This is a genomic window from Halorubrum sp. 48-1-W, assembly GCF_003287355.1.
Taxonomy (GTDB): domain Archaea; phylum Halobacteriota; class Halobacteria; order Halobacteriales; family Haloferacaceae; genus Halorubrum.
In genome coordinates, this window is the sequence record NZ_QMIM01000012.1 from 112,634 (window position 1) to 137,748 (window position 25,115).

Annotated in this window: 16 protein-coding genes; 10 read left to right on the plus strand and 6 right to left on the minus strand. The window is 70.7% G+C overall.

Going from position 1 to position 25,115, the window contains the following annotated elements:
• Positions 1 to 38 precede the first annotated feature (38 nt).
• Together DQW50_RS06915 and DQW50_RS06920 are read left to right on the plus strand one after the other, a co-directional pair.
• Positions 39 to 1,400, plus strand: a complete 1,362-nt coding sequence (locus DQW50_RS06915) for an adenylosuccinate synthase (RefSeq protein ID WP_112078558.1) — start codon at positions 39 to 41, stop codon at positions 1,398 to 1,400.
• Between the two features lie 90 nt (positions 1,401 to 1,490).
• Positions 1,491 to 2,639, plus strand: coding sequence for an acyl-CoA dehydrogenase family protein (locus tag DQW50_RS06920; protein ID WP_112078559.1), 1,149 nt, complete (start codon positions 1,491 to 1,493; stop codon positions 2,637 to 2,639).
• 18 nt (positions 2,640 to 2,657) lie between these two features.
• Here the strand turns inward: DQW50_RS06920 and DQW50_RS06925 are convergent, their stop codons facing one another.
• From DQW50_RS06925 to DQW50_RS06935, 3 genes are all read right to left on the minus strand, one after another.
• Entirely contained in the window at positions 2,658 to 3,410 is a 753-nt protein-coding gene (locus DQW50_RS06925; protein WP_112078560.1) for a bacteriorhodopsin, read from the minus strand.
• Position 3,411: 1 nt separating this feature from the next.
• The gene (locus DQW50_RS06930) at positions 3,412 to 5,154 is read right to left on the minus strand and encodes a methyl-accepting chemotaxis protein (RefSeq protein ID WP_112078561.1); all 1,743 of its coding nucleotides are present in this window, start codon (positions 5,152 to 5,154) and stop codon (positions 3,412 to 3,414) included.
• 63 nt (positions 5,155 to 5,217) lie between these two features.
• Positions 5,218 to 6,474 (minus strand): MFS transporter, encoded by a 1,257-nt coding sequence (locus tag DQW50_RS06935; protein ID WP_241964367.1) that lies wholly within the window; start codon positions 6,472 to 6,474, stop codon positions 5,218 to 5,220.
• A gap of 164 nt (positions 6,475 to 6,638) precedes the next feature.
• Between DQW50_RS06935 and DQW50_RS06940 the strand changes: the two genes are divergently transcribed.
• Positions 6,639 to 8,435, plus strand: coding sequence for a DNA mismatch repair protein (locus DQW50_RS06940; protein ID WP_112078562.1), 1,797 nt, complete (start codon positions 6,639 to 6,641; stop codon positions 8,433 to 8,435).
• Positions 8,428 to 8,934: a hypothetical protein gene (locus tag DQW50_RS06945; protein WP_112078563.1), complete on the plus strand. Its 507-nt coding sequence runs from the start codon at positions 8,428 to 8,430 to the stop codon at positions 8,932 to 8,934. The genes DQW50_RS06940 and DQW50_RS06945 overlap by 8 nt, the downstream gene beginning before the upstream one ends.
• Before the next feature lie 50 nt (positions 8,935 to 8,984).
• Here the strand turns inward: DQW50_RS06945 and DQW50_RS06950 are convergent, their stop codons facing one another.
• Both DQW50_RS06950 and DQW50_RS06955 read right to left on the minus strand, forming a co-directional pair.
• Complete coding sequence (locus tag DQW50_RS06950; RefSeq protein ID WP_112078564.1) at positions 8,985 to 10,055, minus strand: aminotransferase class I/II-fold pyridoxal phosphate-dependent enzyme; 1,071 nt, start codon at positions 10,053 to 10,055, stop codon at positions 8,985 to 8,987.
• Between the two features lie 52 nt (positions 10,056 to 10,107).
• Entirely contained in the window at positions 10,108 to 14,778 is a 4,671-nt protein-coding gene (locus tag DQW50_RS06955; RefSeq protein WP_112078565.1) for a glycoside hydrolase family 15 protein, read from the minus strand.
• 146 nt (positions 14,779 to 14,924) lie between these two features.
• Here DQW50_RS06955 and malA point away from each other — a divergent pair, with 146 nt between their 5' ends.
• The 3 genes from malA (at position 14,925) to malQ (ending at position 21,361) form a co-directional block, all read left to right on the plus strand.
• A complete protein-coding gene (gene malA / locus DQW50_RS06960; protein ID WP_112078566.1) occupies positions 14,925 to 17,039 on the plus strand; it encodes an alpha-amylase MalA in 2,115 nt (704 codons plus the stop codon).
• 2 nt (positions 17,040 to 17,041) lie between these two features.
• The gene (gene gghA, locus DQW50_RS06965) at positions 17,042 to 19,744 is read left to right on the plus strand and encodes a glucosylglycerol hydrolase (protein ID WP_112078587.1); all 2,703 of its coding nucleotides are present in this window, start codon (positions 17,042 to 17,044) and stop codon (positions 19,742 to 19,744) included.
• 99 nt (positions 19,745 to 19,843) lie between these two features.
• The gene (gene malQ, locus DQW50_RS06970; RefSeq protein WP_112078567.1) at positions 19,844 to 21,361 is read left to right on the plus strand and encodes a 4-alpha-glucanotransferase; all 1,518 of its coding nucleotides are present in this window, start codon (positions 19,844 to 19,846) and stop codon (positions 21,359 to 21,361) included.
• Positions 21,362 to 21,710: 349 nt separating this feature from the next.
• Here malQ and DQW50_RS06975 read toward each other — a convergent pair whose 3' ends face one another.
• A complete protein-coding gene (locus DQW50_RS06975; protein ID WP_112078568.1) occupies positions 21,711 to 21,938 on the minus strand; it encodes a PLDc N-terminal domain-containing protein in 228 nt (75 codons plus the stop codon).
• 154 nt (positions 21,939 to 22,092) lie between these two features.
• Here DQW50_RS06975 and DQW50_RS06980 point away from each other — a divergent pair, with 154 nt between their 5' ends.
• The 3 genes from DQW50_RS06980 to DQW50_RS06990 all read left to right on the plus strand — a co-directional run bounded on the left by DQW50_RS06980 (position 22,093) and on the right by DQW50_RS06990 (position 24,890).
• Positions 22,093 to 23,364 carry a M20 family metallo-hydrolase gene (locus DQW50_RS06980; RefSeq protein WP_112078569.1) on the plus strand — a complete coding sequence of 424 codons (1,272 nt, stop codon included), beginning with the start codon at positions 22,093 to 22,095 and terminating at the stop codon, positions 23,362 to 23,364.
• A 128-nt stretch (positions 23,365 to 23,492) separates the two neighbouring features.
• Positions 23,493 to 24,422 carry a mechanosensitive ion channel family protein gene (locus DQW50_RS06985; RefSeq protein WP_394338576.1) on the plus strand — a complete coding sequence of 310 codons (930 nt, stop codon included), beginning with the start codon at positions 23,493 to 23,495 and terminating at the stop codon, positions 24,420 to 24,422.
• 159 nt (positions 24,423 to 24,581) lie between these two features.
• The gene (locus DQW50_RS06990) at positions 24,582 to 24,890 is read left to right on the plus strand and encodes a hypothetical protein (RefSeq protein ID WP_112078571.1); all 309 of its coding nucleotides are present in this window, start codon (positions 24,582 to 24,584) and stop codon (positions 24,888 to 24,890) included.
• The last annotated feature ends 225 nt before the right edge of the window (positions 24,891 to 25,115 follow it).

Consider the following 25,115-nt stretch of genomic DNA (forward strand, 5'->3'; position numbering starts at 1 on the left):
TAATCGGTTTTACCCCCCGGTTGGAAGGGAGGAGCGGTATGACAGTCACCATCGTCGGCTCCCAACTCGGGGACGAGGGCAAGGGCGCACTCGTCGACCGGTGGGGAGGGGACGCGGACGTCGTAGTCCGTTATCAGGGCGGCGACAACGCCGGCCACACCGTCGTCGAAGGCGGCGAGGAGTACAAGCTATCGCTGGTACCGAGCGGCGCCGTTCGGGGCACGGTCGGCGTGTTGGGCAACGGTTGCGTGGTCAACCCGCGAACGCTCTTCTCGGAGATCGACGCCCTCCGCGAGCGCGGGCTCGACCCCGACGTCCGGGTCGCGCGCAGGGCGCACGTGATACTCCCGTATCACCGCGTCCTGGACGGGATCGAGGAGGCGGGGAAGGCCGACGACGACTCCGGCGTCGAGGTCGGCACGACCGGCCGCGGGATCGGCCCCACCTACGAGGACAAGGCGGGCCGCCGGGGGATCCGGATCGGCGATTTGCTCGACGCCGACGTGCTCCGCGAGCGGCTCGAGTACGCCGTCTCGCACAACCGGGCCGTCGCCGAGGAGGTGTACGGGCTCGACGTCGCGGACTCCGAACACGCCGAGGCCTTCGACGTCGACGCGCTCTACGATGAGTTCGGCGAGGTCGGCGAGCGCCTTGCCGGCGACGGGATGACCGTCAACTGTAGTGACTTCCTTCACCGCCGTCGGGAGGCGGGCGACAGGATCCTCTTCGAGGGCGCACAGGGGACCTCGATCGACATCGACCACGGCAACTACCCCTTCGTGACGTCCTCGAACCCGACCGCCGGCGGCGCGGTCGTCGGCTCCGGGCTCGGGGTCACGACCGTCGGCGCGGGCGAAGTCGTCGGGATCGTGAAGGCGTACCTCTCGCGGGTCGGCGCGGGACCGCTACCGACGGAGCTGGACGGCGACGACCGCGAGGAGTCGCTCGCCGACGAGATCCGCGAGAAGGGCGGGGAGTTCGGGACTGTCACCGGACGGCCGCGCCGGATCGGCTGGCTCGACCTCCCGATGCTCCGCCACGCCTCGCGCGTCTCCGGGTTCACGGGTGTCGCGATCAACCACGTCGACGTGCTCGCCGACCTCGAGGAACTCCAGGTGTGTGTGGGTTACGAGCTCGACGGTGAGCAGTTCGACACGGTCCCGACGACCACCCAACGGTGGGAGCGGTGTGAGCCCGTCTACCGCGAGTTCGACACCTGGTCCGCGGTCGACTGGGACGCGGTCGCCGAGGAGGGCTACGGGGCGCTCCCCGAGGAGACGCGGGCCTACGTGGAGTTCGTCGCCGACGAGATGGACGCCGCGGTGTACGCGATCGGCGTCGGCCCGGACCGCGAGGAGACGATCGAGCTTTCGAACCCGTTCGAAGCGGCCGATACGTGAACGCGAGACGGACTCGAACGGTCGAATAAACGAAACACTCGTTTTTCGTTGTTCCACGAAGGTTTTGCCCCGGCGGGGTGGAGTCCGGGCATGGACCTGCTCGACGATAGTATCGTGCCGGAGCGCGCACGGGAGATCAAACACGAGGCCCGCGAGTTCGCGGACGAACACATCGCGCCGAACGCCGAGACCTACTACGAGTCGGGCGAGTACCCATGGGACGTCCTCGAAGCCGGGATGGACGCCGGGCTGGTCGCCCAGGACATCGGCGAGGAGTACGGCGGGAAGGGGTTCGACCTCGCGCAGGTGCTCGCGATCGCGGAAGAGTTCTACCGCGCCGACGCCGGCATCGCCCTCACGCTCCAGCTCGCCAGCTTCGGCTGTGAGATGCTCGAGCGGTACGGGACCGACGAACAGAAGGAGGAGTACCTACAGCCGGTCGCGGAGAACGACCAGATATCGGGGCTCGCGGTCTCGGAACCGGAGACCGGCTCCGACCTCGCCGGGATGACCACGGAGGCGGAGAAGGTCGAGGGGGGCTACGAGATCACCGGCGAGAAGTACTGGGTCGGCAACGCGGTGGAGGCCGACTGGCTCACCGTCTACGCGAAGACCGGCGAGAGCGACGACCGGTACTCCAACTACACCCTGTTCGTCGTCGAGACCGACCGCGACGGCTACGAGGCCGAACACATCCCGGAGAAGATGGGCATGCGGGCGTCCAAGCAGGGCCACATCGTCCTCGAGGACTGTTTCGTTCCCGAGGAGAACGTCGTCGGCAGCGAGGGGGGCGGCTTCTACGTCCTCGCCGACTTCTTCAACCACGGCCGGGTGATCGTCGGCGGACACGGGCTCGGACTCGCCGTCGCCGCCATCGAGGAGGCCGAGGCGTTCGTCCACGACCGCAACGCCTTCGGCCGGACGGTCAACGAGTTCCAGGCGGTCCAACACACCCTCTCGGACATGCGGATCGGCTTCGAGTCCGCCCGCGCGCTCAACTGGCGCGCCTGCGAGAAGGTCACGGAGAACGAGGACGCAGGCTACTGGGCCGCCCTCACGAAGACGAAGTCCACGGAGGTCGCAGTCGACTGCGCCGAGAAGGGGATGAAGCTCCACGGCGGACGCTCGGTCCTCACGGACCGGCGGATCGCCCGAGTGTATCGCGACGCACGGATCCCGGTGATCTACGAGGGCGCGAACGACATCCAGCGGAACCTCATCTATCGGCAGTCCAGGTGAGGTCGGCCTCGTCGGCGGTCATTCCGTCGGTTCGACGACCTCTCGGCTCGTCGGGGCGACGTCCGGATCGGCCTCGCGACCCGAATCACGTTCGAGGTCCTCCTCGAGACGGGCGATCGAGTCCGCGCCCGCGACGGCGACGATCGCGAACCCGACCTTCGAGACGAGATCGAGGTAGACGAACACCAGCATCTCCGTCGCGGGCGTGAGTAGCCCGAACCCGGTGGGTGCGAGCAACCAGGCGATCGGGTACAGCGTCCAGAGGACGACGGTGATGTTTCGAAGCGTGTAGAAGACGGCACGCACGCGGTCGACCTGCTGTGCGGCCGACCGCGGGAGGTTCACGAGCAACCCGTACACGAGGCCGAGATACGCGAAGAATGCGACGGCGAAGGCGACCCACGAGACGGTGCCGGTCGTCGTGACGGCAACGATCCCGCCCGCGATGACCACCACGTCGACGGCGATCAGCGCAGCGAGCGTCCGCCGGTCGGTCCGTGCGAGCAACGCGAGATAGGCGATCAGAAGCGGCGTCGTGAGCAACCAGTCGACGTACCGTGCGGTCGGAAGCGTCCCGCCCGGCGTGGCGACGTTTCCGACGTCGACGGCCATCAGGACGTACGCGACCGCCGCGATCCCCGTGACCCCGGCGAGCGTCGCGTAGTACGTCGCCTCCGAGGGACGTCGATACCACAGCCACAGCGAGGGAAGCGTCCCGGCGAGCATCCCGGTCGCGCCGATCCAGGCCCAGAGGGTGACGTCGACGAGCATCTCAGTTCACCCCCTCCGGGCCGTCGCCGACGAAGTCGAAGGCGGATCCGTTCGTGGATGGCTCCGAATCGGCTCCGTCCGACGCGAGGTCCATGCCACCGTCGGAGGTCGCCACTCCTCGAGGGGAGGTGTTCGATCGGGAACTCGGTCCCGCCGTCGAGGACCCGAACGACGGCTCGTCGAAGCCCGTTTCGAGATCCCGTCCGTCGATCGCGTCCAGCCCCTCGGCGTCGTACTCGAAGCTCCCGACGGTGCGTCGGAGCCGGGTGGCACGGTCCGAGAGCGTCTCGGCGGCGTTCTCGACGGCGCTGAGGGTCCGCTCCTGTTCGTCGACCGCACCCGTGACGTCGTCGGCGGCGCTCGCGGTTTGTGCGCTGATAGCGGCGACGTCCTCGACGTGGCCGACGACGGTGTCGACCGTGTCCGCCTGCGATTCGGTCGCGTGCGTGATCTCGGTCATGCTAGTGTCGGTCCGATCGGAGGCCTCGGCGAGCCGTTCGAGGGCGTCGATCGAGGTCTCGACCGTCTCGACGCCGGTCTCGATCCGCTCTTCAGTCTCCGCGATCGAGTCGACACCCGCCTCCGCGCGCGCCTGGACCGCGTGGATCCGGTCTTCGATCTCGGCGGCGGACTCCTGGGTCCGCTCCGCGAGGCTCTTGACCTCCTCCGCGACGACGGCGAAGCCCGCGCCGTCGGCGTCCGAGCGCGCAGCCTCGATAGAGGCGTTGAGCGCGAGCATGTTGGTCTGTTCCGCGATCGCGGCGATCGTGTCGACCACTTCGCCGATCTCCGCTATCTCCTCGGCCAGCGCCTCGACGTCCTCGGTCGTCTCGGAGGTGACCGTTTCGACGGCGTCCATCTCTTCGAGCGCGGCCTTCGCGGCCTCCTGTCCCTCCTCGCCGACGGCCGCGGCGTGTTCCGCCGTCTCGGCCACCTCGGTGACCGTCGCCGCGACCTCCTCCGCCGAGGAGGCGAGCGACTCGGCCTCGTCGGTCGTAGCCCGGAGATCGTCTCGCTGGGTGCGTGCGCCGTCGGCGATCTCCGAGACGGCGCCCGAGACGGTTCCGGTCGTCGACCGCAGATCGTCCGTTCGGTCGTCGACGGCTCCCGCGACGGTCGCGGTGTCCTCGGCGACCGACGCGACCGACGCGACCGTCTCCTCGAGTTCCGCCGCCATCTCGTTGAACGCGGTCCCGACCCGACGGATCGGGTCGCTCTCACAGTCGGGGTCGACCCGTCGAGTGAGGTCGCCGTCGGCGAACGCCCGCATCGCCCCCTCGTAGGCGGCCGCTTTCCGCTCTATCGTTGCTGTACGCTCGTCCGCCTCGCGCCGTGCCGTCTCGGCGTCCGCCCGCGCCTCCTCCGCCTCGCGGATCTCGCGTTTGAGCGACCCCCGCATCTCGTCGAAGGCAGTGAAGAGTCGACCGATCTCGTCGCTCCGTCCCGAGTCCAGAACGACGTCGAGGTCGCCGTCGGCCATCCGTTCGGCCTTGCGGGTGAGCTGTCGAAGCGAGATGACCGTGTTCGACCCCACGGTTACCCCGATCAACGCGATCCCGATCACGGCGAGCAACGTCATGCCGACCAATCCGGATCTGACCTCCGTCCCCGCCCGTCCGAGACCTCCCGTACGGGTGTACACGAGTACCCCGTACGCGACCGAGACGCCCATCACTCCGACCAGCGAGGACGCGAGTTTCACGCCGTAACTGGCCCGAAATCGAGTTAGCAGTTCGAATCGCATCGATTGACGGATCGGAGGGCAACTCCACAGATAAATCCGAGCGTCGGAATATCACACGTGATATCAACCGGTCGTCCGGCCGTTCTCGGTCGGCGAGATCGACCGCTCGAAGCGGAGCAGTCCGACCGCGAGAACCACACAACCGCCCGCGAGCGCCGGCCACAACAGCCACTCGAACCCGTAATCGAAGAACGCGCCCCCGACCGCCGATCCGACGCCGAAGCCGATCCGCTTCGCGACCTCGAGAAGCGAGAGCTGTGAGCCGCGTTCGTTCGCGTCGCCGAGGTCCGACGCGAGCGAGGTGACGAGCGGGGCGTGGAGGATCTCGCCGAGCGTTCGCAACACGAGGAACGCGCCGACGAGCCCGATCCCGACCCGCGCCGGAGCGCCCGCGACCGCCCAGACGGCGAGCATGGACGTCCCCCACAGCCCCGCCGACAGGACGAGCCCGCGGGTCCGTCGCCAGTCGGTGACCGCGGCCACGATCGGCAGCTGGAAGACGACGATCACGATCGGGTTGAGCGTGTACAGGGTGCCGAGCTGTCCCGAACTCAACCCGAGCGTCTCGGTCGCGACGACCGGAACGGTCGCCTGCATCTGTGCGTACATCACGGCGAACCCCACGTTGAGTCCCGCGAGCGCGAGGATCCGCCGGTCGGTGACCGCCCGCCCCCAGTCGCCGACCGAGTCGCGGAAGGCGACGTCCCGAGTTATCGAGCGGACTCGCGGGACGAACGCGAACAGCACGACCGCGACGATCCCGGAGGTGAGCCCGTTGCCGAGGAACACCGCCAGCTCCGCGAACTCGTAGAGGATCCCCCCGACCACGAACCCGAGGCCGAACCCGGCGTTGTTCCCGACCTTGAGGAGCGCGTATCCGCGATCCCGGGTCTCCCCGTCGGTGAGGTCGGCGATCATCGCCTGGGCGGCGGGCACGTACAGGCCGAGGGTGATACCCGCGGCGGCCGCGACGGCGATGAACGAGACCGCCGGGGAGACGGGGGTCGCCGCCGCGAGCGCCTCGACGCCGGCGTACGCCGCGAGCGTGACCGACGAGAGCGCCATGCTCGCGACCATGACCGGCTTCCGGCCGTACCGGTCGGCGGCGTACCCGCCGGCGGTCGTGCCGAGCGCAGTGCCGACGTTGTTGGCGAGCAGTCCGATCCCGACGAGCGATAACGCGATGCCGACCGAGAGGTGGAAGTGAACCGTCGCGAACGGGTACACCAGCCCCGACCCGAACAGGTTGACGAACTGGCCCATCCCGACCACGTACACCGGGCAGGAGAACCCTCGAAGCGGAGCGAGCGGGTCGTACACGCGGATCGGTTCCGCGGGGGATCCACCTGAACGGTTCGGTCGCGGTCACGTCGGCCGGGAGGGAGGTACCCTGAAGGGAGGTGACCCGAGGACGAAAACGAGGTGACGGATGAAAACGAGGTGACGGACGAAAACACCAAGCGCCCGCGCCGAGACGTCCACCCATGCGACTCGAGGACTACTGGGGGATCGGTCCGAAGACGAGCGAGCTGTTGACCGCGGAGCTCGGGACCGACCGGGCCGTCGAGGCGATCGAGTCGGCCGACGTCCGCGCGCTCGTCGACGCCGGGCTCCACCGCGGGCGCGCCACGCGGATCCTGCGTCGTGCGAACGGGGAGGCCGGGATGGAGGTGCTGGCGACCGGCGACACGCGCGACGTGTACGACGACCTCCTCACGCTCGCCGCGGGTTACGCCCTCACCGAACACGCTGCCGACCGGATCCGCGTCCTCACGCCCTCGCTCGACCGGGAGACCGTCGAGTCCCGGCTCGACGGGGTCGTCGCCGCCCGCGACGCCTGGGCCGGTCTCGACGACGCGGCCCGCGACCGCGTCCGCGAGGCGTTCGCCGTCTACGACGAGGCGGGCGGCACCGACCGGGCGGCCGTCGAGACCGCGATCACGCTGCGCGAGGCCGGGCTGACCGGCGAGACCTTCGACGCGCTCGCCGACCTCGACGACGACGCGCTCCGCGCCGCCGCGGACGCGCTCGGGGACGTGCGCGGCTCGCTCGACGGCGACGACGTCGAGGTGGCCCCCGGCGCGGACGACGAACTCGACCGGCTCCGCGAGCGACTCTCGGCCGCCGAGGCGCTCGCGGACTCGGCGTTCGACGTGCTCGAGACGGTTCGCGACGGCTCCCTCCGAGACTTCGAGGCGTTGGAGGCCGCGACGGTCGACCACGTCGCGACGGAGACGGGGGTCGACCGGGCGACCGTTCGGGCTGCCGCCCCCGACGACGCGCTCGACGCGGCGGACTTCGTCTCCGCCACCCTCCGCGGGCTCGTCGACGAGCTGTCGGCCGCGGTCGACGATCGGGAGGCGGCGGTCGCGGCCGACCTCCGCGAGCGGGTCGGGGACGCGGGCGGCGACGTCGAGCGCGCGGTCGAGGTGGTCTCCGACGTCGCCGTCGACCTCTCGCTCGGCCGGTTCGCAGCCGAGTACGACATGGTCCGCCCACAGCTCGTCGAGGACGGCCTCGCGGTCCGGAACGCCCGGAGCCCCTTCGTCTCCGACCCCGTCCAGCCGGTGTCGTACGCGATCGGGGACCACTCGCTGTCGGACGGGGCGGGCGTGTCGAACGCCGAGTCGCCGCCGTCGGGCGACCGGGTGAGCGTGCTCACGGGCGCGAACTCCGGGGGGAAGACGACGCTACTGGAGACGCTGTGTGCGGTGACGCTCCTGGCGTCGATGGGCCTCCCGGTCCCCGCCGAGGAGGCGGAGGTCGGGACGTTCGACCGGATCGTCTTCCACCGCCGACACGCCTCCTTCAACGCTGGGGTGCTCGAGTCGACGCTACGGTCGGTCGTTCCCCCGCTGGTCGAGGAGGGTCGGACGCTGATGCTCGTCGACGAGTTCGAGGCGATCACGGAGCCCGGACGCGCCGCCGACCTCCTCAACGGGCTCGTCGACCTCACCGTCGACAGGGGCGCGCTCGGTGTGTACGTCACCCACCTCGCTGACGACCTCAGCCCGCTGCCCGAGACGGCCCGGATCGACGGGATCTTCGCGGAGGGGCTCACGAACGACCTCGAACTGCGCGTCGACTACCAGCCGCGGTTCGGCACGATCGGCAGGTCGACGCCGGAGTTCATCGTCTCGCGACTCGTCGCCAACGCGACCGACCGGGCGGTCCGCGGCGGGTTCGAACACCTCGCGAGCGCGGTCGGCGAGGCGGCCGTCCAGCGGACCCTGTCGGACGCGCGCTGGACGCCGGGGGACGACCGGTCCGACGATGACTGATCCCGAACGTTCCGGCGAGGAGGCCGACCCGACGCGGATCCGGTCGATAGCGGTCCACCGCGAGGACGTCGCGAACGCCCTCGAGGCGACGCTGCGGACCGACCGGCGGGCCGTCCTGCGGGTGACGCCGCCGTACTCCGGCCGGATGCGCGCGCGGATCCACACGGTCGGCGAGGACGAGACGGCGCGGACGCGGGCGGGCCCTCCGTCCGCCGGGGGCGACACCGACGGGTCCGACCGGCCGATCCACCTCGACCCGGCCGACCTCGTCGCGGACCCGCCGCCGTACCCCGAAGTCGACGAGACCGCCGCAGCGTACCCGGACGCCGACGTGGAGACCCGCCGGGAGCGACACGCCGAAGCCGTCCGCTCGTGGCGGGAGGCGGTCCGCGAGGCGGTCGGCGGGACCGTCGAGGTACCGGTGGACGGGGAGCGCGGGGGCGAGGGCGACGCCGACGGGGGGCGGACCCACGAGGTCGACGTGGTCGCGCTCGGGTGACCGGCGGGAGCCGTCAGCGGAGCGTCGGCGACGGTTCCGATACGGCGGGTTCAGCGACGGTTCTCGATGTGGCGGGCGATCCGCTCGAGGCCCTCCTCGAGTTCCTCGGTGTGGAGGCCGAAGCCGATCCGGAACCGGTCGGGATAGTCGAAGACCTCCCCGGGCGCGAGGACGACGCTCTCGGCCTCGAAGAGGGTCCGACAGAACTCCTTGCCGCTCTCGAACCCGTCTGGGACGGTCACGAAGCCGTTCACGCCCGTCGGCTCGAACCACTCGAGGTCGTGGCGATCGACGAAGTCGGCGACGCGCTCCCGGTTCGCCGTCGCGTGCGCGCGGTTCGCCTCGAGGATGTCGGCCTCCTGGTCGCCCATCGCCTGCCGGGCGATGTGGGCCCCGACGAGCGGCGGCGAGATGGTCGTGTAGTCCTTCCACTTCCGCACCGCGTCCGCGGTCTCCGGGTCGGCGACGACCCATCCGAGACGCGCACCCGCGAGCCCGTAGGACTTCGAGACGCCCGCGGCGGAGATCGCCTTCGGCCCGAGCGCCGCCGCCGGCGGGTGCGGGTCGTCTGCGAGCATCCGGTACACCTCGTCGACGAGCAGGTAGGCGCCGTTGTCCGCGACGAGGTCGTACAGCGCCCGCATCGTCTCCGGCCCGAGGTACTTCCCGGTCGGGTTGCTCGGGTTCGTGAGGACGACGAGTCGGGTGTCGGGACGCATCGCCTCCGCGACGGCGTCGACCGAGAGGTCCCACGCCGGCGGCTCCGTTCGGACCCGGGTCACCTCCCCGATCGACTCGGGCACGCTCGCGAGCGACTGATACGTCGGCGAGACGACGACGCTGTGGTCCCCCTCGTCCAGAAGCGACATGAACGTGAGGTAGTCCGCCTCCTGCGTACCGCAGGTGAGGACGACCTCCTCCGCGTCACGGCCGTAGCGCTCGGCGATCTCCGCTCTGAACTCGGGTTTCCCGTCCGTGGGGATGACGTAGCCGAGCTCGCCCACGTCGAGGTCGAACCGGTCGGCCGGGAGGCTTCGCACGCCGCTCTCGGCGAGCATCAGGTCCGCGTCCGGCTCGTACTCGTCCAGCCACCGCTCGAGTTCGAATTGGGGGATGTCCATCGTTGCCACCACCTAGACGGGGAGTCGATGATAACCGTTCGGTGTGGGCTGATTACAGCCGGATCCGCTCGACGGCCGTACCCGCAGCCTCGAAGTCGTCGCCGGTGGCGGCCGCGACCACGACCGTTCTGGCGTCGTCGTCCGCGAGTCTGATCCCGAACTCGCCGTCCTCGGGGACGGCGATCGCGGAGCCGTCGGCGGTGAAGACCGCCACGCGCGCGCCTGTCGTCTCGCCGGAGACGACCACGCCGTCGTCGTCGAGCTCGGCGGTCGCGGTCAGCTCCGGGCCGGCGGGGAGGTCGCGCTCGACGAAACGGTCGCGGACGACCGTCGGCGTCTCGACCGGCTCGCCGGCGTCGACGCCGTGGGCCAGCCGGATGAACCCCGCCATCGACCAGGCGAGCGGCGTCGCCCCCCCGGTTCCCTCGCCGAACTCCCAGCCGTACTCGGTCGGGTGCTCGCGGTCCCACACCTGCTCGGGGAGCATCCGGCCGTCGTTGCCGAACCCGGCCATCGTCTCGAGCAGGGAGGCCGGCTCGAGCGCGTCCTCGGCGGTGCCGCCGAAGGCGTCGGGACCGTCGGCACGCGCGCGGAGCTCGTACTCGCCGCGCTCGCCCGTGAATATCGGCCAGAGCCGCCCCTTCCCGTCGCCGGTGCCCGCCCAGGGCCCGCCGGGGTCACCGTAGCCGAGTTCGCCGTAGGCGTCGCCGATGTACCGGTACCAGGCGGGGCCATGCGGGGTGTCGACCCGGATCGAGTCGTCGACGACCGCGACGGAGTTGCGGACGACCGGGTCGTCGGCGGGCTTCACGCCGAGGCGGACGAGCTCGAGGAAGCCGCCGTCGACGATCTCGCGCTCGTCGTACGTCGGCCCGTCGTTGGCGATCGTCCGCGGACGGCCGGCGTTCGGGTCCCCGTCGGCGGTGATCCGCAGGTAGTAGGGCGTCTCCTCGTGGCGGTCGGTGCCGGTGTCGGTCGCACACCACTCCTCGACGCGGTCGGCCCAGTCGTCCGCGAGCGCGAGCCACGCGAGCGCGTCCGCACGGAGTTCCCCCGGCGTCGAGCCGGTCACCCCGTCGGACCCCTCGATCCGGTCGGCCTCGGCGAGCGCGAGCGCAGCCGCACACGTCAGCCCCGCGATCTCGGCGGCGATGCTCGACGGCGAGTAGCCCGCCTCCTCCTCCCAGCGCTCCTGGGCGGTCTGCGGACCGTTCCGCGCGACGTACGCGACCGACCGGCGGACCTGCTCGTAGTCGTAGTCGGCGTCGGCGAGCGTCACCCCGTGTTCGTACAGCTGCCACGCCATCACCGACGGGAACGCGATGTTGTCCATCTGCTCGCCGCCCCACCGGGTCCGCCCGTCGATGTAGGTGTTCTGCGGGAGGAATCCCGACCCGTCCTGTTGGGTGTTGTAGAGATAGGCGAGCGCGTCCGCGCCGCGCTCGACCTCGCCGACCTCGACCAGCGCGGTGAACACCTGATAGAGGTCGCGCGACCAGACGAAGTTGTAGCCGTAGCCGCGGTCCTCCTCGGCGTACTCCGTCTCGCCCCACGGGACCGAGGGGCTGGCGATCCCCGCCCCGTCGTGACGCTTGTCCTCGACCGCCGCGAGCGTCATGAGCGCGAACCGGTACTGCGTCTCGAGGTCGGGGTCTCCCGTCACGACGGCCGGGTACTCCCGCCCGGCGAGCCACTCGCGCCACGTGTCGACGTACGCCGACTCGACCGCCTCGAAGCCGCGTGCGAGCGCACCCTCCGCCTCGCCGAGCGCCGTGGCGGTGTCGCCCCGCTCGGCGAACCCGAGCGCGACCGTCTCCGAGAGGGTCGTCCCGCTACCGACGAGGCCCGCGAGCACGAGGTTGCCGTCCGCCTCCACGTTCGCCTCGTCGCGTTCGCCGTGTCCGAACAGCGAGTCGAGCGCGGCGTCCTCCGCCGAGAGCGCGCCGGCCCACTCGAACCCGCCGGTGGTGGTGAGCGCGGCCGCGACGTCGAAAGGGTCGCCGTCGTCGTCGACCAGCTTGCCCGGCGGACGGTTCCCGTGGTCGCCGTGTGCGAGCAGGTGGTACGGGCCGTCGCCGACGCGGGTCCCGCGATCGTTGGTGCCGACGTTCGCGAGTGCGGTGTCCGCGAGCGCGTACACGTCGTACGCGCGGGCACCCTCGAACTCGACGTCCGCGAGTATCGCGTTCCCCTCGGTGTCGACGGCGTACTCCACGGACAGCGTCCAACTGTGTCCGTGCCCGTCGCCGGACTCGCGGATCGTCTGTCTGTACGCGAGCGCGTCGCCGGCGCTCGGCTCCGTGGTCCGCGTGATCGTCTCCGCCGTCGTCACGTGGCCCGTCTCGTCGAAGGTTCGGACCGTGTGGCCCGTCTCCGGGTCGGCGACGAGGAAGTCGAACGTCCGGAGGTTCATCACGTCGATCCGGGGGAACCGCGCCTCCGTCATCGCCCCCTCGGTCAGCGTGAACCAGACGGGAACCGGGTCGTCCTCGCCGTGGTCGGCGGGCGTGCCGACGCCGAACTTCCGACCCGTCGTCCACCGTGGTGCCTCGGTGCCACTCGGGCGATCGTGCGGCACCGGCAACGTCCCGTAGCGCGCGAGCGTCGCGGTCGCGTTCAGCCGGAGCGCGTGCGCCCACGCGATCGGGGTCGCGCTGTCGAGGTCGCCGTCGTCGAAGACCTGCTCCGCGAGCAGTCCGGACTCGTTCGCGAAGGGGCCGTCGGACTCACACAGCGAGTACAGCCGACGGGCTGTAGAGAAGAGCGGTCCCGGGTCCTCCTCCCGCGACTGGAGGATCCCGCCGACGGTCCCGGCGGCGACCGCCCCCCAGAGCGTCGCGATCGACCACACCTTCGCGGCCCCCTGTTCGGCGGTCCGCCAGTCGTCGCCGACGAACCGGACGAGCCCCTCGACGTGTGCCGTCTCCCGACCCAGCGCGTCGATCGAGGTCCGGACGTGCGTCGACACCTGCGAGACGAACGCGTCGAGGTCGACCACGGCCGGGAGCGGATCGAGCGGGGAGTCGGCGTCGACCGTGGTCGGTCGCTCCCCCGCGAGCGCGTCGTACTCGGCGAGCGCGTCCGCGAGCGCGAAGGTGCTGGCGTCGGCGCGCTCGTCGCCGTCGCCGTTGCTGGCGCGCTGCGGGAACCGCTCGAGTTCGGGGATCCACCGGCCCTGGAGACCGACGACCGCGTCGTCGGCGGCGGTGACGGCCCGCGCCCGCAGGTCGTCGTCGAGCGGGGATCGTGCCACGGCCGAGAACGCGCGGAGGTACGCCGCACCCGTGTGCGTGAACCGCCCTATCGCGTTCTCCCAGCAGTTCTGACACCGGCGGGGGAGCCCGTCCTCGAGGGTCGTCCCCCGGAGGAACGCGACCGCGTCGACGATCGTCTCGTCGATCCGGCCACGGAGCGGCTCCGGGACGTCCGTCGTCCGTCGAAGCTCCGCGAGGAACGCGACGACCGACGCCGGCTGGTCGAGCTGGTCGTTCGGCGCGTCTGCGTCGTCCGACTCGATCCTGGCGTTCGCCCACCCCGGCGCGACCTTCCCGGAGTCGGCCCAGACGCGGTGGGGCCAGCTCCCGTCGGCGTCCTGCGTGCGACAGAGGAACGCCGCCGAGGCGAGCAATCGCTCGCGGGCGTCCAACCCGAGCTCCTCGCTCGCGCCGAGCAGGGCGCTCGACGCTTCCGCCTCGTCTCTGAACCACGTGTAGCCGTAGCCGCCGGAGGTCGTATAGAAGTGGTCGAACTCGGGGCCCGCGATCCGGCCGCCGGACGCGGACTCGAGGAGGTCGAGCGCGCGGAGGTCGCTCGCGACCGTGGAGCCGCGGGGCACCGAGTCGGGGACCGTCGGTGCGCGCGCGTCGGCCGCCTCGCGGACGCTGTCGGTGTCCGCGTGGTCGGTCGCGATCCGCGAGACCGTCTCGAGCCGGTCGGCGCGGTCGGCGTCCTCCGCGAGCCGTGCCCCGTCGCCGTTCCCGCCCGACCCCGCTCCGTTCCCGTCGAGGACCGGACGGCTGACGAGGGTGACGCGCTCCGTCCGCCCCTCGCGCTCGAACGGGGCTCGAACGACGACGTCGGGCGTGAGGCTTGTGTCCTCCCGCTCGTCGATCTCGCCGCGGTGGGGAGTTCGTCCGCCGGCCTCGCCGAGCAGTTGGGGGATCGTCTCCTGGCGCTGTCCGTGAGCCGCCGAGAGGCCGGTGGAGGCGGTGAGGAAGTCGTGTTCCCGGCGATGGAACACCTCGATCACGTCCCCACCCGCGGGGCCCGCCCCCTCGTGGACGAGGTTACCGACGCGTCCCTCGACCATGTCGGGCGCGAACGCGCAACTCGCGACGAGGTCGGCGTTCGTCGGCGGCGACCCCCGGAGGACGACGTGCGTGAGGTGGGCGTCCCCGACGACGAGGTCGAACTGGTGGACCGTGTACCGGCCGGCGTCGTACTCCGTCTCGACGAGCGGGGTGTCGCCGTCGTAGTGCTGTCGCGTGGTCTCGAGGTCCGCGAGCCATCGGATCCCGCCGCCGCCGGCGATCCCGATCCGGATCCGGTCGGTCCCACCCACGCCGGAGAGCGCGTACGAACAGTCGTGAGCGTCGCCGTCCGGCCCGACGTGGACCAGCCGACCGCCGTCGCCGGTGAACGCCCCGACGGTCGTCGGCCGCTCCGTCGAGTAGCGTTCGCTCTGGCGACGTTTGTGTTCCGTGATCGCGGTTCGCAGTCGCATGCGAGTCCTGCCGGCCGCGGGGGCAAAAGCCTTGACGGACCGGGCGAAGCTGCCGACCTCCCCCGGGGGCGCTCTCGACGCCGAAGGTGACGGGGCAGTTTGGCGTCGAGAGCAACACCGAAGACCCCGGGCGTCGATGGGCGAACATGCATCACCCCGGACCCCCACGGTTCGTCTCGACCGGCGAGACGGTACAGCTCGCGCCCCGGGATCCCGACCCGACCGGGAGCTACGAGTGGCGGATCGCTGACGCGCCGCCGGCGAGCGACTCGACCGTCGGAGACGACCCAGTGATCGAGTTCACCCCGGACGTGCCGGGGCGGTATCGGCTCGGCCTCGACGCCCCCGACGGGGACCACCGCCTGACCGTACTGGCGTTCGCTGCGGCCTACGAGGGAGTGGACGTCGCCGGCGGTAGCGGCGAGGCGGTCCGCGACCGCGACCCGGACCGGGCGGGGGTCGACTACGCGGCCGGCCGGCTCGCGGACGACGGCGGACCGCCACGGATCCGGCTCGACGCCGAGGTCGTGGGGGTGGAGGAAACGGAGGAGGAAAGCCAGAAGCCGACGGCAACGGCCGTCGTGCGCGCGGTCGCGACGCCGAACCCGGCCTCCACGCTCACAGCCGACGACCTCGCCGTGCGGTTCGTGATCGACGACCGCGACGTCGCCGCGGCGGTCGCGGCGGGGCGGACGAACCCGCGCGACGCGGCGACCGTGACCGAAGGGGAGACGGGGGCGACGCTCCGGCTCCCGACCGGATCGGTGCCCGACCGGCTCCGCGTCCACGCGGTCGCCGTGGCCCGCGAGCCCGGCGAGGACACCCGCGTCAGCGTCGCCGACGCCGTCTCGATCGACCGGGTCGACGCTGTGGGCGATGTCGACACCCCCGGCGGTACCGACCCCTTCGGCGACCCGGGGGCGGGCGAGACCTTCGAGACGACACGGCCGAACCAGCCGCCCGCGTGGACCGCCGACGCGAGCGTCTACGAGGTGTACGTCAGGACGTTCGCCGACGCCGACGAGGGAGAGACGCTCGCCGCGATAGCCGACCGGATCCCCGAGGTGGCCGACCTCGGCGTCGACACGCTGTGGCTCACGCCCGTCCTCGAGAACGACGGGAAGCCACACGGATACAACGTCACGGACTTCTTCTCGATCGCAACCGACCTCGGCGACCGCGAGGACTACGATCGGCTCGTCGAGACCGCCCACGACAACGGCATGCGGGTGCTCTTCGACCTGGTGTTGAACCACACCGCCCGCGATCACCCGTGGTTCCGGGACGCCTATCGGAACCCGGAGTCGCCGTACCGCGACCGCTACGAGTGGCAGGAGTCCGGCGAACCGGGAACGTACTTCGACTGGGAGCGGATCGCGAACCTGAACCACGCGACCCTGTCGGTCCGGCGGTACCTCCTCGACGTGGTCGACGAGTGGGCGCCGCTCGTCGACGGCTTCCGGTGTGACATGGCGTGGGCGGTTCCGGACTCGTTCTGGCGGGAGATCCGCGACCGCGTGAAGGCGGCCGACCCCGAGTTCCTGCTACTCGACGAGACGATCCCGTACGTCCCCCGGTTCCACGAGGGGATGTTCGACGTCCACTTCGACGCGACGCTGTACTTCCAGCTCCGACAGGTCGGTCGGGGGGCCGCCCCGGCCGACTCGGTGCTCGACGCGGTCGAGAAGCGCGCTGTGGTCGGGTTCCCCGACCACGCCGGCTTCCTCCAGTACATCGAGAACCACGACGAGACCCGCTACCGGGTGGAGTGCGGCGACGACGCCGCAGCGGCGGCCGCCGCGGCGACGTTCACCCTCCCGGGCGTGCCGATGGTGTACGCCGGCCAGGAGATCGGCCAGCGCGGCCGGCGCGACCCGATCGCCTGGGACCACGCCCGCGAGGAGGTCCGGGAACGCTACACACAGCTGTCGGCCGCCCGCGACGCCCACCCGGCGCTCGGACCCGCGGGCGACGTCGCTCGGGTGGACTACCACGTCGCCGGCGGCGGTCCGGGCGAACGGCCGATCCCCGCAGCCGGCGACGACGTCCACCCCGACGACGTGGTCGCGTTCCGCCGCGGGAGCGGGTCGGAGGCGCTCGTCGTCGTCCTCAACTTCGCACCCGGCGAGGCGCTCGTCGACGTCGACGTCGATCACGGACGGCTGAACGTCGTCACCGGCGACCCGTGCGTGGTGACCGACGACGACGGAACCGAGCGGATCCGCGTCGACGAGGTAGCCGTCGTGCCCACGGTGGTGTGACCGTGCCAGGTAACTCATTTCCGGACGACCACGCGCCGGACGCCTCACAGCCGAACCGGCCACGCCCGACGCGGATCCCGGCCCGGACCGAGGCCCTCCGTTCGCGGGCGGAGGCGGACCGCGAGAACGCCGAAGGCGAGTTCGATGCTGCCCGGTCGATCGCCCGACGGCTCGGTGCCCACCCGATCCGAAGCGACGACGCCGACCCGGCGAAGGAGCCGCCGGAGGGGGTCGAGTTCGGGTTCTGGACGCCCGACCTCGTCGAGGCGGGCGTTCCCGTCGAGAACGTACAGCTGGAGCTTTTCACCGCCGTGGAAGGTGGAGACGGGGGCGAACCGGACGGGGGCGAACCGGACGGGGGCGAACCGGACGAGGGCGAACCGGACGAGGATCGAATCGATCCCGGGCGGGACACCCTCCGGGACGTGGAGTTCCGGGTCGATCGGGTTCCGGTCGAACGCGACGAGGAGTACCACTGGGTCGCCGTCGAGAACGTCCGCGTCGGGACCGCGGAGCAGGTCGGCACGCTCTACCAGCTGACGTACGAAACGCAGGGGGAGTGGGAAGTGGTCCGCGATCCCCTCGCGTACTCGGTCCCGTTCGGCGCGTTCGCGCCCGCCGAGGTGTACGACTGGGACCTGCTCGACGCCACGCGCCCGGACCGCGACCACTTCCGGTCGCTCGGAACCGCCGGGGAAGCACTGCCGACGACGGTCGACGACGGGGTGGCCCGCGTCGACCCCGCGACGAGCATGCTGGAGATACACCCCGGGACCTCGACCGAGGAGGGGTCGCTCCGGGCGCTCGCCGAACGGTTCCGGGAGGTCGGGCGCAAGCTCCGGTCGGACGAGCCGCTCGATCCCGCAGAGCGGAACTACGCCGGGTACGACGCGATCCAGCTCATGCCGGTCGAGCCCCTCACGCAAGCGTACGGGCGACAGTGGTACTGGCGGCCCGGCGAGAGCGAGGCGGGCGACGGGAGCGGGACGGGCGGTGGGGGATCGAGCGCCACCCACGGCTCCCCCGCCGACGCGTTCGACCGCGAGCGCGACACGGAACGGGTGACCGTCGGGGTCGAACGCCCCGACCAGACCAACTGGGGGTACGACGTGGTCGTGAGCGCGTTCTCGGCGGCGAACCCGGCGATACTGGAGACGGGTCGGCCGGACGAACTCGTCGAGTTCATCGCTGCCTGTCACGCGATGCCGGACCCGATCAGGGTCGTCTTCGACGTCGCGCTCGGCCACGCCGACGACGCCGGCGCCGAACTCCTCCCCGACCCGTTCTTCGAGGGACCGGGGATGTACGGGCTCCACTTGAACTACCGTCACCCGGTGGTTCGGGCGATCCTCCTGGAGTTACAGCGTCGAAAGATGGACTTCGGCGCGGACGGGATCCGCGTCGACGGCGCACAGGACTTCACGTATCACGACCCCGAAACGGGGGAGAACGTCCACGACGACGCGTTCCTCGCGGAGATGGACCGGGTCGTCCAGGAGGTAGCGGGGTCGAAGTACCGACCGTGGATGATCTACGAGGACGGCCGGCCGTGGCCCCGCGAGGACTGGGAGCTGGCCTCGACGTACCGGACGCTGATCGACGATCATCCCCACGCGTTCCAGTGGTCGCCAGTGACTTTCGCGCACAACAAGCCCGCGCTTCTCACCTTCTGGGTGACGAAGTGGTGGCGGATGCGCGAGGTCGGCGAATCGGGAAGCCAGTGGATCACGGGCGTCGCCAACCACGACACCCTGCGGCGGGGCTCACAGGTCGAGGTGAGCGACGACTGGAGCGGGGCGCTGATCAACCCGTACCTGGCGGACTCGCCGCCGGAGACGATCCGCGAGGCCTACGACAGCCCCGCCGTGCTCGTCTGGTTCCACGTCGCGATGCCGGGCGTCCCCATGGACTTCCTCCACGCCAACTACCGCGCGCCGTGGGGCTTCGTCCGCGACACCGACCCCACGTGGAACGTCAAGGTCGTCGCCGAGGAGGCCCCGTGGATCGACTGGCACGTCCCGGAGGGCGGGTTCGAAGGGAGCGACGCGTTCGCCCGACTCAAGGCGCTCGGGTTCGGGACGAAAGCGGAGCTGAAGGGGTTCGTGACGACGCTCGCTGCCCTGGTGGACGCGACCGACTACGACGTCGACCTGATCGCGGAGTTACTGTCGGTCCAGGGGACGCCGCTGGAGACGGGGACGGCCGCCGACGGAGCCCATGGGGGCGACCTCACCGCCGAGGACCTCCAGGCGTTCTCTTTCGCGTGGAGCGCGGACGTGAGCGACTACGCCGTTCTCGACCGCTGGGCGGACGACCAGGACGACGCGCGGACCGCGTTCGACCGGTCGGTCCGCGAGTTCCGTCAGGACCGCCCCTGGCTCCGGTCGGACATCGATCCCGGTACCGGCGAAGCGTTCGGGTACCGCCATCCGACGAACGGGAGCGTGCTCTACTACGCGGTCCGGCGGTCGCCGGACGGCTCGGAGACGTTGCTCGTGGCGTGTAACGTCGAGGGCGTTCCGGTCGACGTGACCGTCGAGGGACTCCTCGCGGAGGCGGGCAACCGGACGGGTTCCGACGGGTGGTCGGTGGCGCTGGCCTCACCGAGCACGGGGACCGAAGCAAGCGACGCCGTCGTCGACGGCTCGAACCCGGTGACACTCGAAACCGCCGACGCCGTGGTCTGGCGGCGATCCGAGGAGTGACCGGCCCCGCCCGCCGGGAACGGAGGCCGCCGGCGACGGCGCCGTTCGGCCCCGCCCGCGGACGCAACGCTTGAGTCGGTGGCCGTCGCAGGCGTAGCCATGCGATTCGATCGCTCCGACGGAGTGTTCTGTCACGTCACGTCGCTTCCGGGGCCACACGGGATCGGCGACCTCGGCGACGGCGCAGCGGCGTTCCTCTCGTTTCTCGGGGACGCGGGCGTCGACTACTGGCAGGTGTGTCCGCTCGGGCCGACCATCGGCGCTGCGGGCGAGTCGCCGTACCAGTCGCCCTCGGCGTTCGCCGGCAATCCCCTCCTGATCGACCTGAACGGCCTCGTCGAGGACGGCTGGCTCGAGCCGGCCGACCTCGAGCCTGTGCCCGAGTTCCCGACCGACCGCGTCGATTACGGGGCGGTCCGGGAGTACAAGCTCCCGCTTCTGAAGACCGCGTTCGAGCGGTTCGAGGCGGAGAGGGACGCGGGACCCGCGGGGTCCGGAAGCGGGTCGGCGTCGACGGAGGCGTTCGACGACTTCCGCGACCGGGAGCCGTGGGTCGAGGAGTACGCGCTGTTCCGCGCGCTCTCGGCCGACAGACCGGAGGACACCTGGGTGGAGTGGCCGGAACCGCTCCGCACGCGCGACCCGGACGCACTCGCGACGGCACGGGAGGAACACGCCGAGGCGGTGAAGTACCACGAATTCCTCCAGTGGACGTTCGACCGGCAGTGGGCGGCACTGCGCGAGGTCGCCGCCGAGGCGGGCGTCGAGGTCGTCGGCGACGTGCCGATCTACGTGGCGCTCGACTCCGCGGACGTGTGGGCGAACCCCGCAGCCTTCCGGCTCGACGAGGGGAACCGACCGGCCGCGGTGGCCGGGGTGCCGCCGAACCCCGGCGACGACGGGCAGCGCTGGGGGAACCCGGTGTACGACTGGGATCGGCTCGCCGAGGACGACTTCGGCTGGTGGATGGACCGGTTCCGTCGACTGTTCGACCTGGCGGACGTCGCCCGGCTCGACCACTTCCTCGGGTTCGTGCGCTACTGGGCGATCCCCGCTGACGCCGACGACCCGGCTGAGGGCGAGTGGCACGACGGCCCGGGGCGGGCGCTGTTCGAGGCGGTCGAACGCGAGTTCGGCGAGGCCCCGTTCATCGCGGAGGACCTGGGGTTCGAGGACGCGCGGATGGACGACCTGATGGCCGAGTTCGGCTTTCCCGGGATGCGGGTGCCACAGTACGCGAACTGGATCGAGGCGGGCAACCCGTACCAGCCGATGCACTACCCCGAGCGCGTCGTCGGCTACACCTCCACGCACGACACCGACACGTGGGTCGGCTACTACGAGGACCTCGCGCCCGAGCAGCGCGACGCGCTCCACTACAACCTCGGCTACGGCGGCGACCGCCCGATCGAGTGGGCGATCATCGAGGAGGTGTGGAGTTCGGAGGCGATCCTCGCGATGACGACGGTCCAGGACCTGCTCGGGCTCGACAGCGACGCGCGGTTCAACGAACCCGGGACGGTCGACGGCAACTGGGAGTGGCGCGTCGAGCGCGACGCGCTGAGCGACGACCTCGCCGGACGGCTCCGCGAACTCGGCGAGTTCCACGTGCGGTAGCCCTGACGCCGGGTGACGGCTCGTCGTCTCCCGGGTTCCCCGACGTCGGCGCGCGCGAGGAACGCGCGCGAGGGAGCACTCGGCCGCGCCGCCGAGCGGTTCCGGCGGCGCGGGCGGTGCGAGGCTGGGGAGGGTGAGGTCCAGGGCTGCGCGGACACCAGGTCTCCGAGTTTCGAGGGCGTCCCGGCCGTCGCCTCCTGGCCTCGCCGGAGTTATCGATCGCGGGGACGAACGTCGGCTGGCCGTCGACGGGTCCCCTCGACCCCCCTCGCGTGGGCTCCGAGCGTCCGACCGTGCGCGGGGAGGCACGCGCCGGGGAAGTCCCTCCGGGCTACCCGAGTCGGGCGGGTCAGTAGCCGCCGTCCCGGCCGAGGATCAGGTAGAGCACGATGCCGAGGAGCGGCGCGAAGAAGACCACGAGCGCCCAGAGGAGGGCCGGGTGTTCGCTCCGTTTTTGCGCGTCGCTGTACGTCCAGACGATCATCGCGACGTGGGCCACGAACATGAGGAGCCCGAACAGGAGGGAGAGGATCCCGATGACACCGATACCTCCTTGGAGGGACACGACTGGGAGCATACGACCGCGGTTGGCTCGCGGTCGTAAGTGCTTTTCCCTCCGATCCGACGACGAAACGAACCGACGAAACGAACCGACGACGAACCGACGACGAACCGAACCGACGACGAACCGACGACGAACCGTTTTTATCCCGGGAGGGAGCCGTAGACGTATGGAACTCCCAGTCGACACTGACCGGCTCAGATCGGACATCGAGGCGAACGCGGCGTTCGGCCGGCTCGACCTCGACGACCCCGAGGCGCACGGGCGGACGAACCGCACCGGCAGCGAGGCGAATCGGCAGGCGCGCGACCACCTCGTCGACCGACTCGAGGACGCCGGGATGGACGTGACCGTCGACGCGATCGGGAACGTCGCCGGCGAGTGGGTCCCCGAGTCGGCGGACCCCGACGCTGCCCCGGTCGCCTGCGGGAGCCACCTCGACAGCGTCCCCGAGGGCGGGATCTTCGACGGCCCGCTCGGCGTCTACGCCGCCCTGGAGTCCGTCCGCGCCATGCAGGACGCCGGCGTCGAGCCGGAACGGCCGGTCGTCGTCGTCAGCTTCACCGAGGAGGAGGGCGCGACCTACGGTAACGGCCTCCTGGGGTCGAGCGTCGCGACCGGGGTGACCGACCTCGAGGAGGCGCTCGAGTTCGAGAACGACGAGGGCGAGACGGTCGAAGAGGCGCTCTCGCGGATCGGCTACCACGGCGAGGGCACCGAGACGCTCGACCCGGCCGGGTGGGACGCCTTCTACGAGCTCCACGTCGAGCAGGACACGACGCTCGAGGAGGCCGGCGTCGACGCCGGGATCGTCACGACCATCACGGGGATCAGCCACTGCGAGGCGACGATCGTCGGGGAGGCGAACCACGCGGGCGCGACCGCGATGGGCGACCGGACCGACGCGCTCGCGGCCGCGAGCGAGCTCGTCCTCGACGTCGAGGCTGCCGCCAACGACGTCGTCGCCGAGTCCTCCGAGACGGCGGTGGGCACCGTCGGGGCGCTTTCGGTCTCGCCGAACGCGTCGAACGTGGTCCCGGGTCGCGTCGAGGCCCGCATGGACGTCCGCGACGTGAAAGCCGAGTCGATGGACACGATCGCGGAGGCGGCCCGCGAGTCGCTCTCCCGACTGGAGCGCGAACGGGGGGTGGAGACCGAGTTCGCCCGCCCGTCGGTCGTCCAGCCGGAGCCGATGAGCGACCGCCTTCGGGAGATCGCCCACGAGTCGGCCGACGCTGCGGGTCGGTCCGCGATCGACCTCCACTCGGGGGCCGCCCACGACGCGATGCGAGTCGCGCGGGTCACCGACGCCTCGTTGCTCTTTTCGCCGTCCCGGAACGGGATCTCCCACAACCCGCGCGAGTGGACCGACTGGGCGGACTGTGCGGCCGCGACGGAGGTCCTCGCGGGCGCGGTCGCGCTGGTCGCCGGCAGCGAGTAGGGAGGACGACCGGCGGGGAGGACGACCGGCGGCGATCCCTCGGGATCCGGGGCGGGAGTCCTGGTCGCAACGGTTTTGCCGCCGCCAGCCGACCACCCACCGTGAGACGATCGATCCCGCTCGGCTCCGTGCTACTCGGGGTGGTCACTGCCGCCGTCGGCGTGTTCGTGGCCGCCGCCGAGCCGTTCGCCGGGTGGCCCGCGGTCGGGACCTACCCGACGAACCTCGTCGTCGAGCGGCTGGCGTTCGTCGTCGCGATCTTCGCGCTGCTCTTCGGGACCTATCGGCTTCTCGCGGACGTGTTGATGCGCTCTACGAACAAGCGCCGAGCGTACAACACGCGGAACCTCCTGCGGCTCGCGTTCGGGTTCGTCGGCACCGTCGGCACGCTCGCGGTGTTGACCGACAACTGGCTCGGACTGCTCTTCTCGCTCGGCGTCATCGGGTTCGCGATCACGTTCGCGCTCCAGCAACCGCTCCTCTCGCTCATCGCGTGGGTGTACATCACCGTCAAACAACCGTACGGCGTCGGCGACCGTGTCCGGATCGGCAACGCGAAAGGGGACGTGATCGAGGTGGAGTTCCTCGTGACGACGCTGTGGGAGATAAACGGCGAACTCGTCAGCACGAACCAGCCGTCGGGCCGTGTCGTGACCGTCCCCAACAGCGTCGTGCTCTCCTCGAACGTCGTCAACTTCGGCGGGGGCGGGTCGCCGTACGTGTGGAACGAGATCGGGATCCAAGTCGCCTACGAGACCGACCTGGCGTTCGCGCGCGAGGTGATGCGCGAGGAGGCGACGGACCTCCTCGGCGAGGAGATGAGCGCGGGGATCGCCGCCTACCGCGACGCGCTCTCGGAGACGCCCGTCGAGTTGGAGGTTCACGACGGGCCGACGGTCAACCTGAAACAGGAGGAGTCGTGGGTCGAGCTCCGCCTCCGATACCTCACGCACCCACGGCGTGGGCAGCGAGTAAAAAACGAGCTGTACGACCGGGTCTTCGACCGGTTCAACGAACACCCGGATCGGGTCGCGTTCCCGGTGAGTCGGAACCGGTAGTCTGGGCCCGAAACCGGGAGTCGGAACCGGTAGTCTGGGCCCGAAACCGGGAGTCAGAACCGGTAGTCTGGGCCCGAAACCAGGAGTCGGAACCGGTGCGGAATTCGGAACGAATTTGGGAAAGCGGTTATACCCCCCACACCCGATAGCAGGTGTACGATGAGTTTCTGGTTCGATGTAGCACGGTTCTCCGCGGGGCTGAACGTGGCCCTGCTCCTCGCGCTCGTCTGGGTGTGGGGGCGGAACTACCTCCAGTTCCGGTCGAAACACACCCTCGGACTGGTGATGTTCGGCGGGTTTCTGCTCGGAGAGAACGCGCTCGCGCTCTACATCTACCTGGTCGACCCGATGCTGTCGGCGTGGTTCGCGTCCGAGGCGGTCCCCTCGGTCGCCTGGCGAGCCATGATGGGGCTCCACGTGCTCCAGACGGTCGGACTGCTGTTTCTCGTATGGGTCACGTGGGACTGACGAGGACGCTGTCACGAGTCACCCGTCCCCCTCCCCCTCTCGCACACGGTTCGTCGCGGAACGTATATCGAAGTCCCCACAGCGATCCGTATCGCACCCACGAGGACCGATCCGGTCCGGTTTCGAAACCGATTCCGTAGGAACGTGGGCATCGGTCCGCGACTTTCAGTAGATGTTCTTTCCGTCGAGTCGAGTTCACCTACATTGTTTATATACTTCGGGACT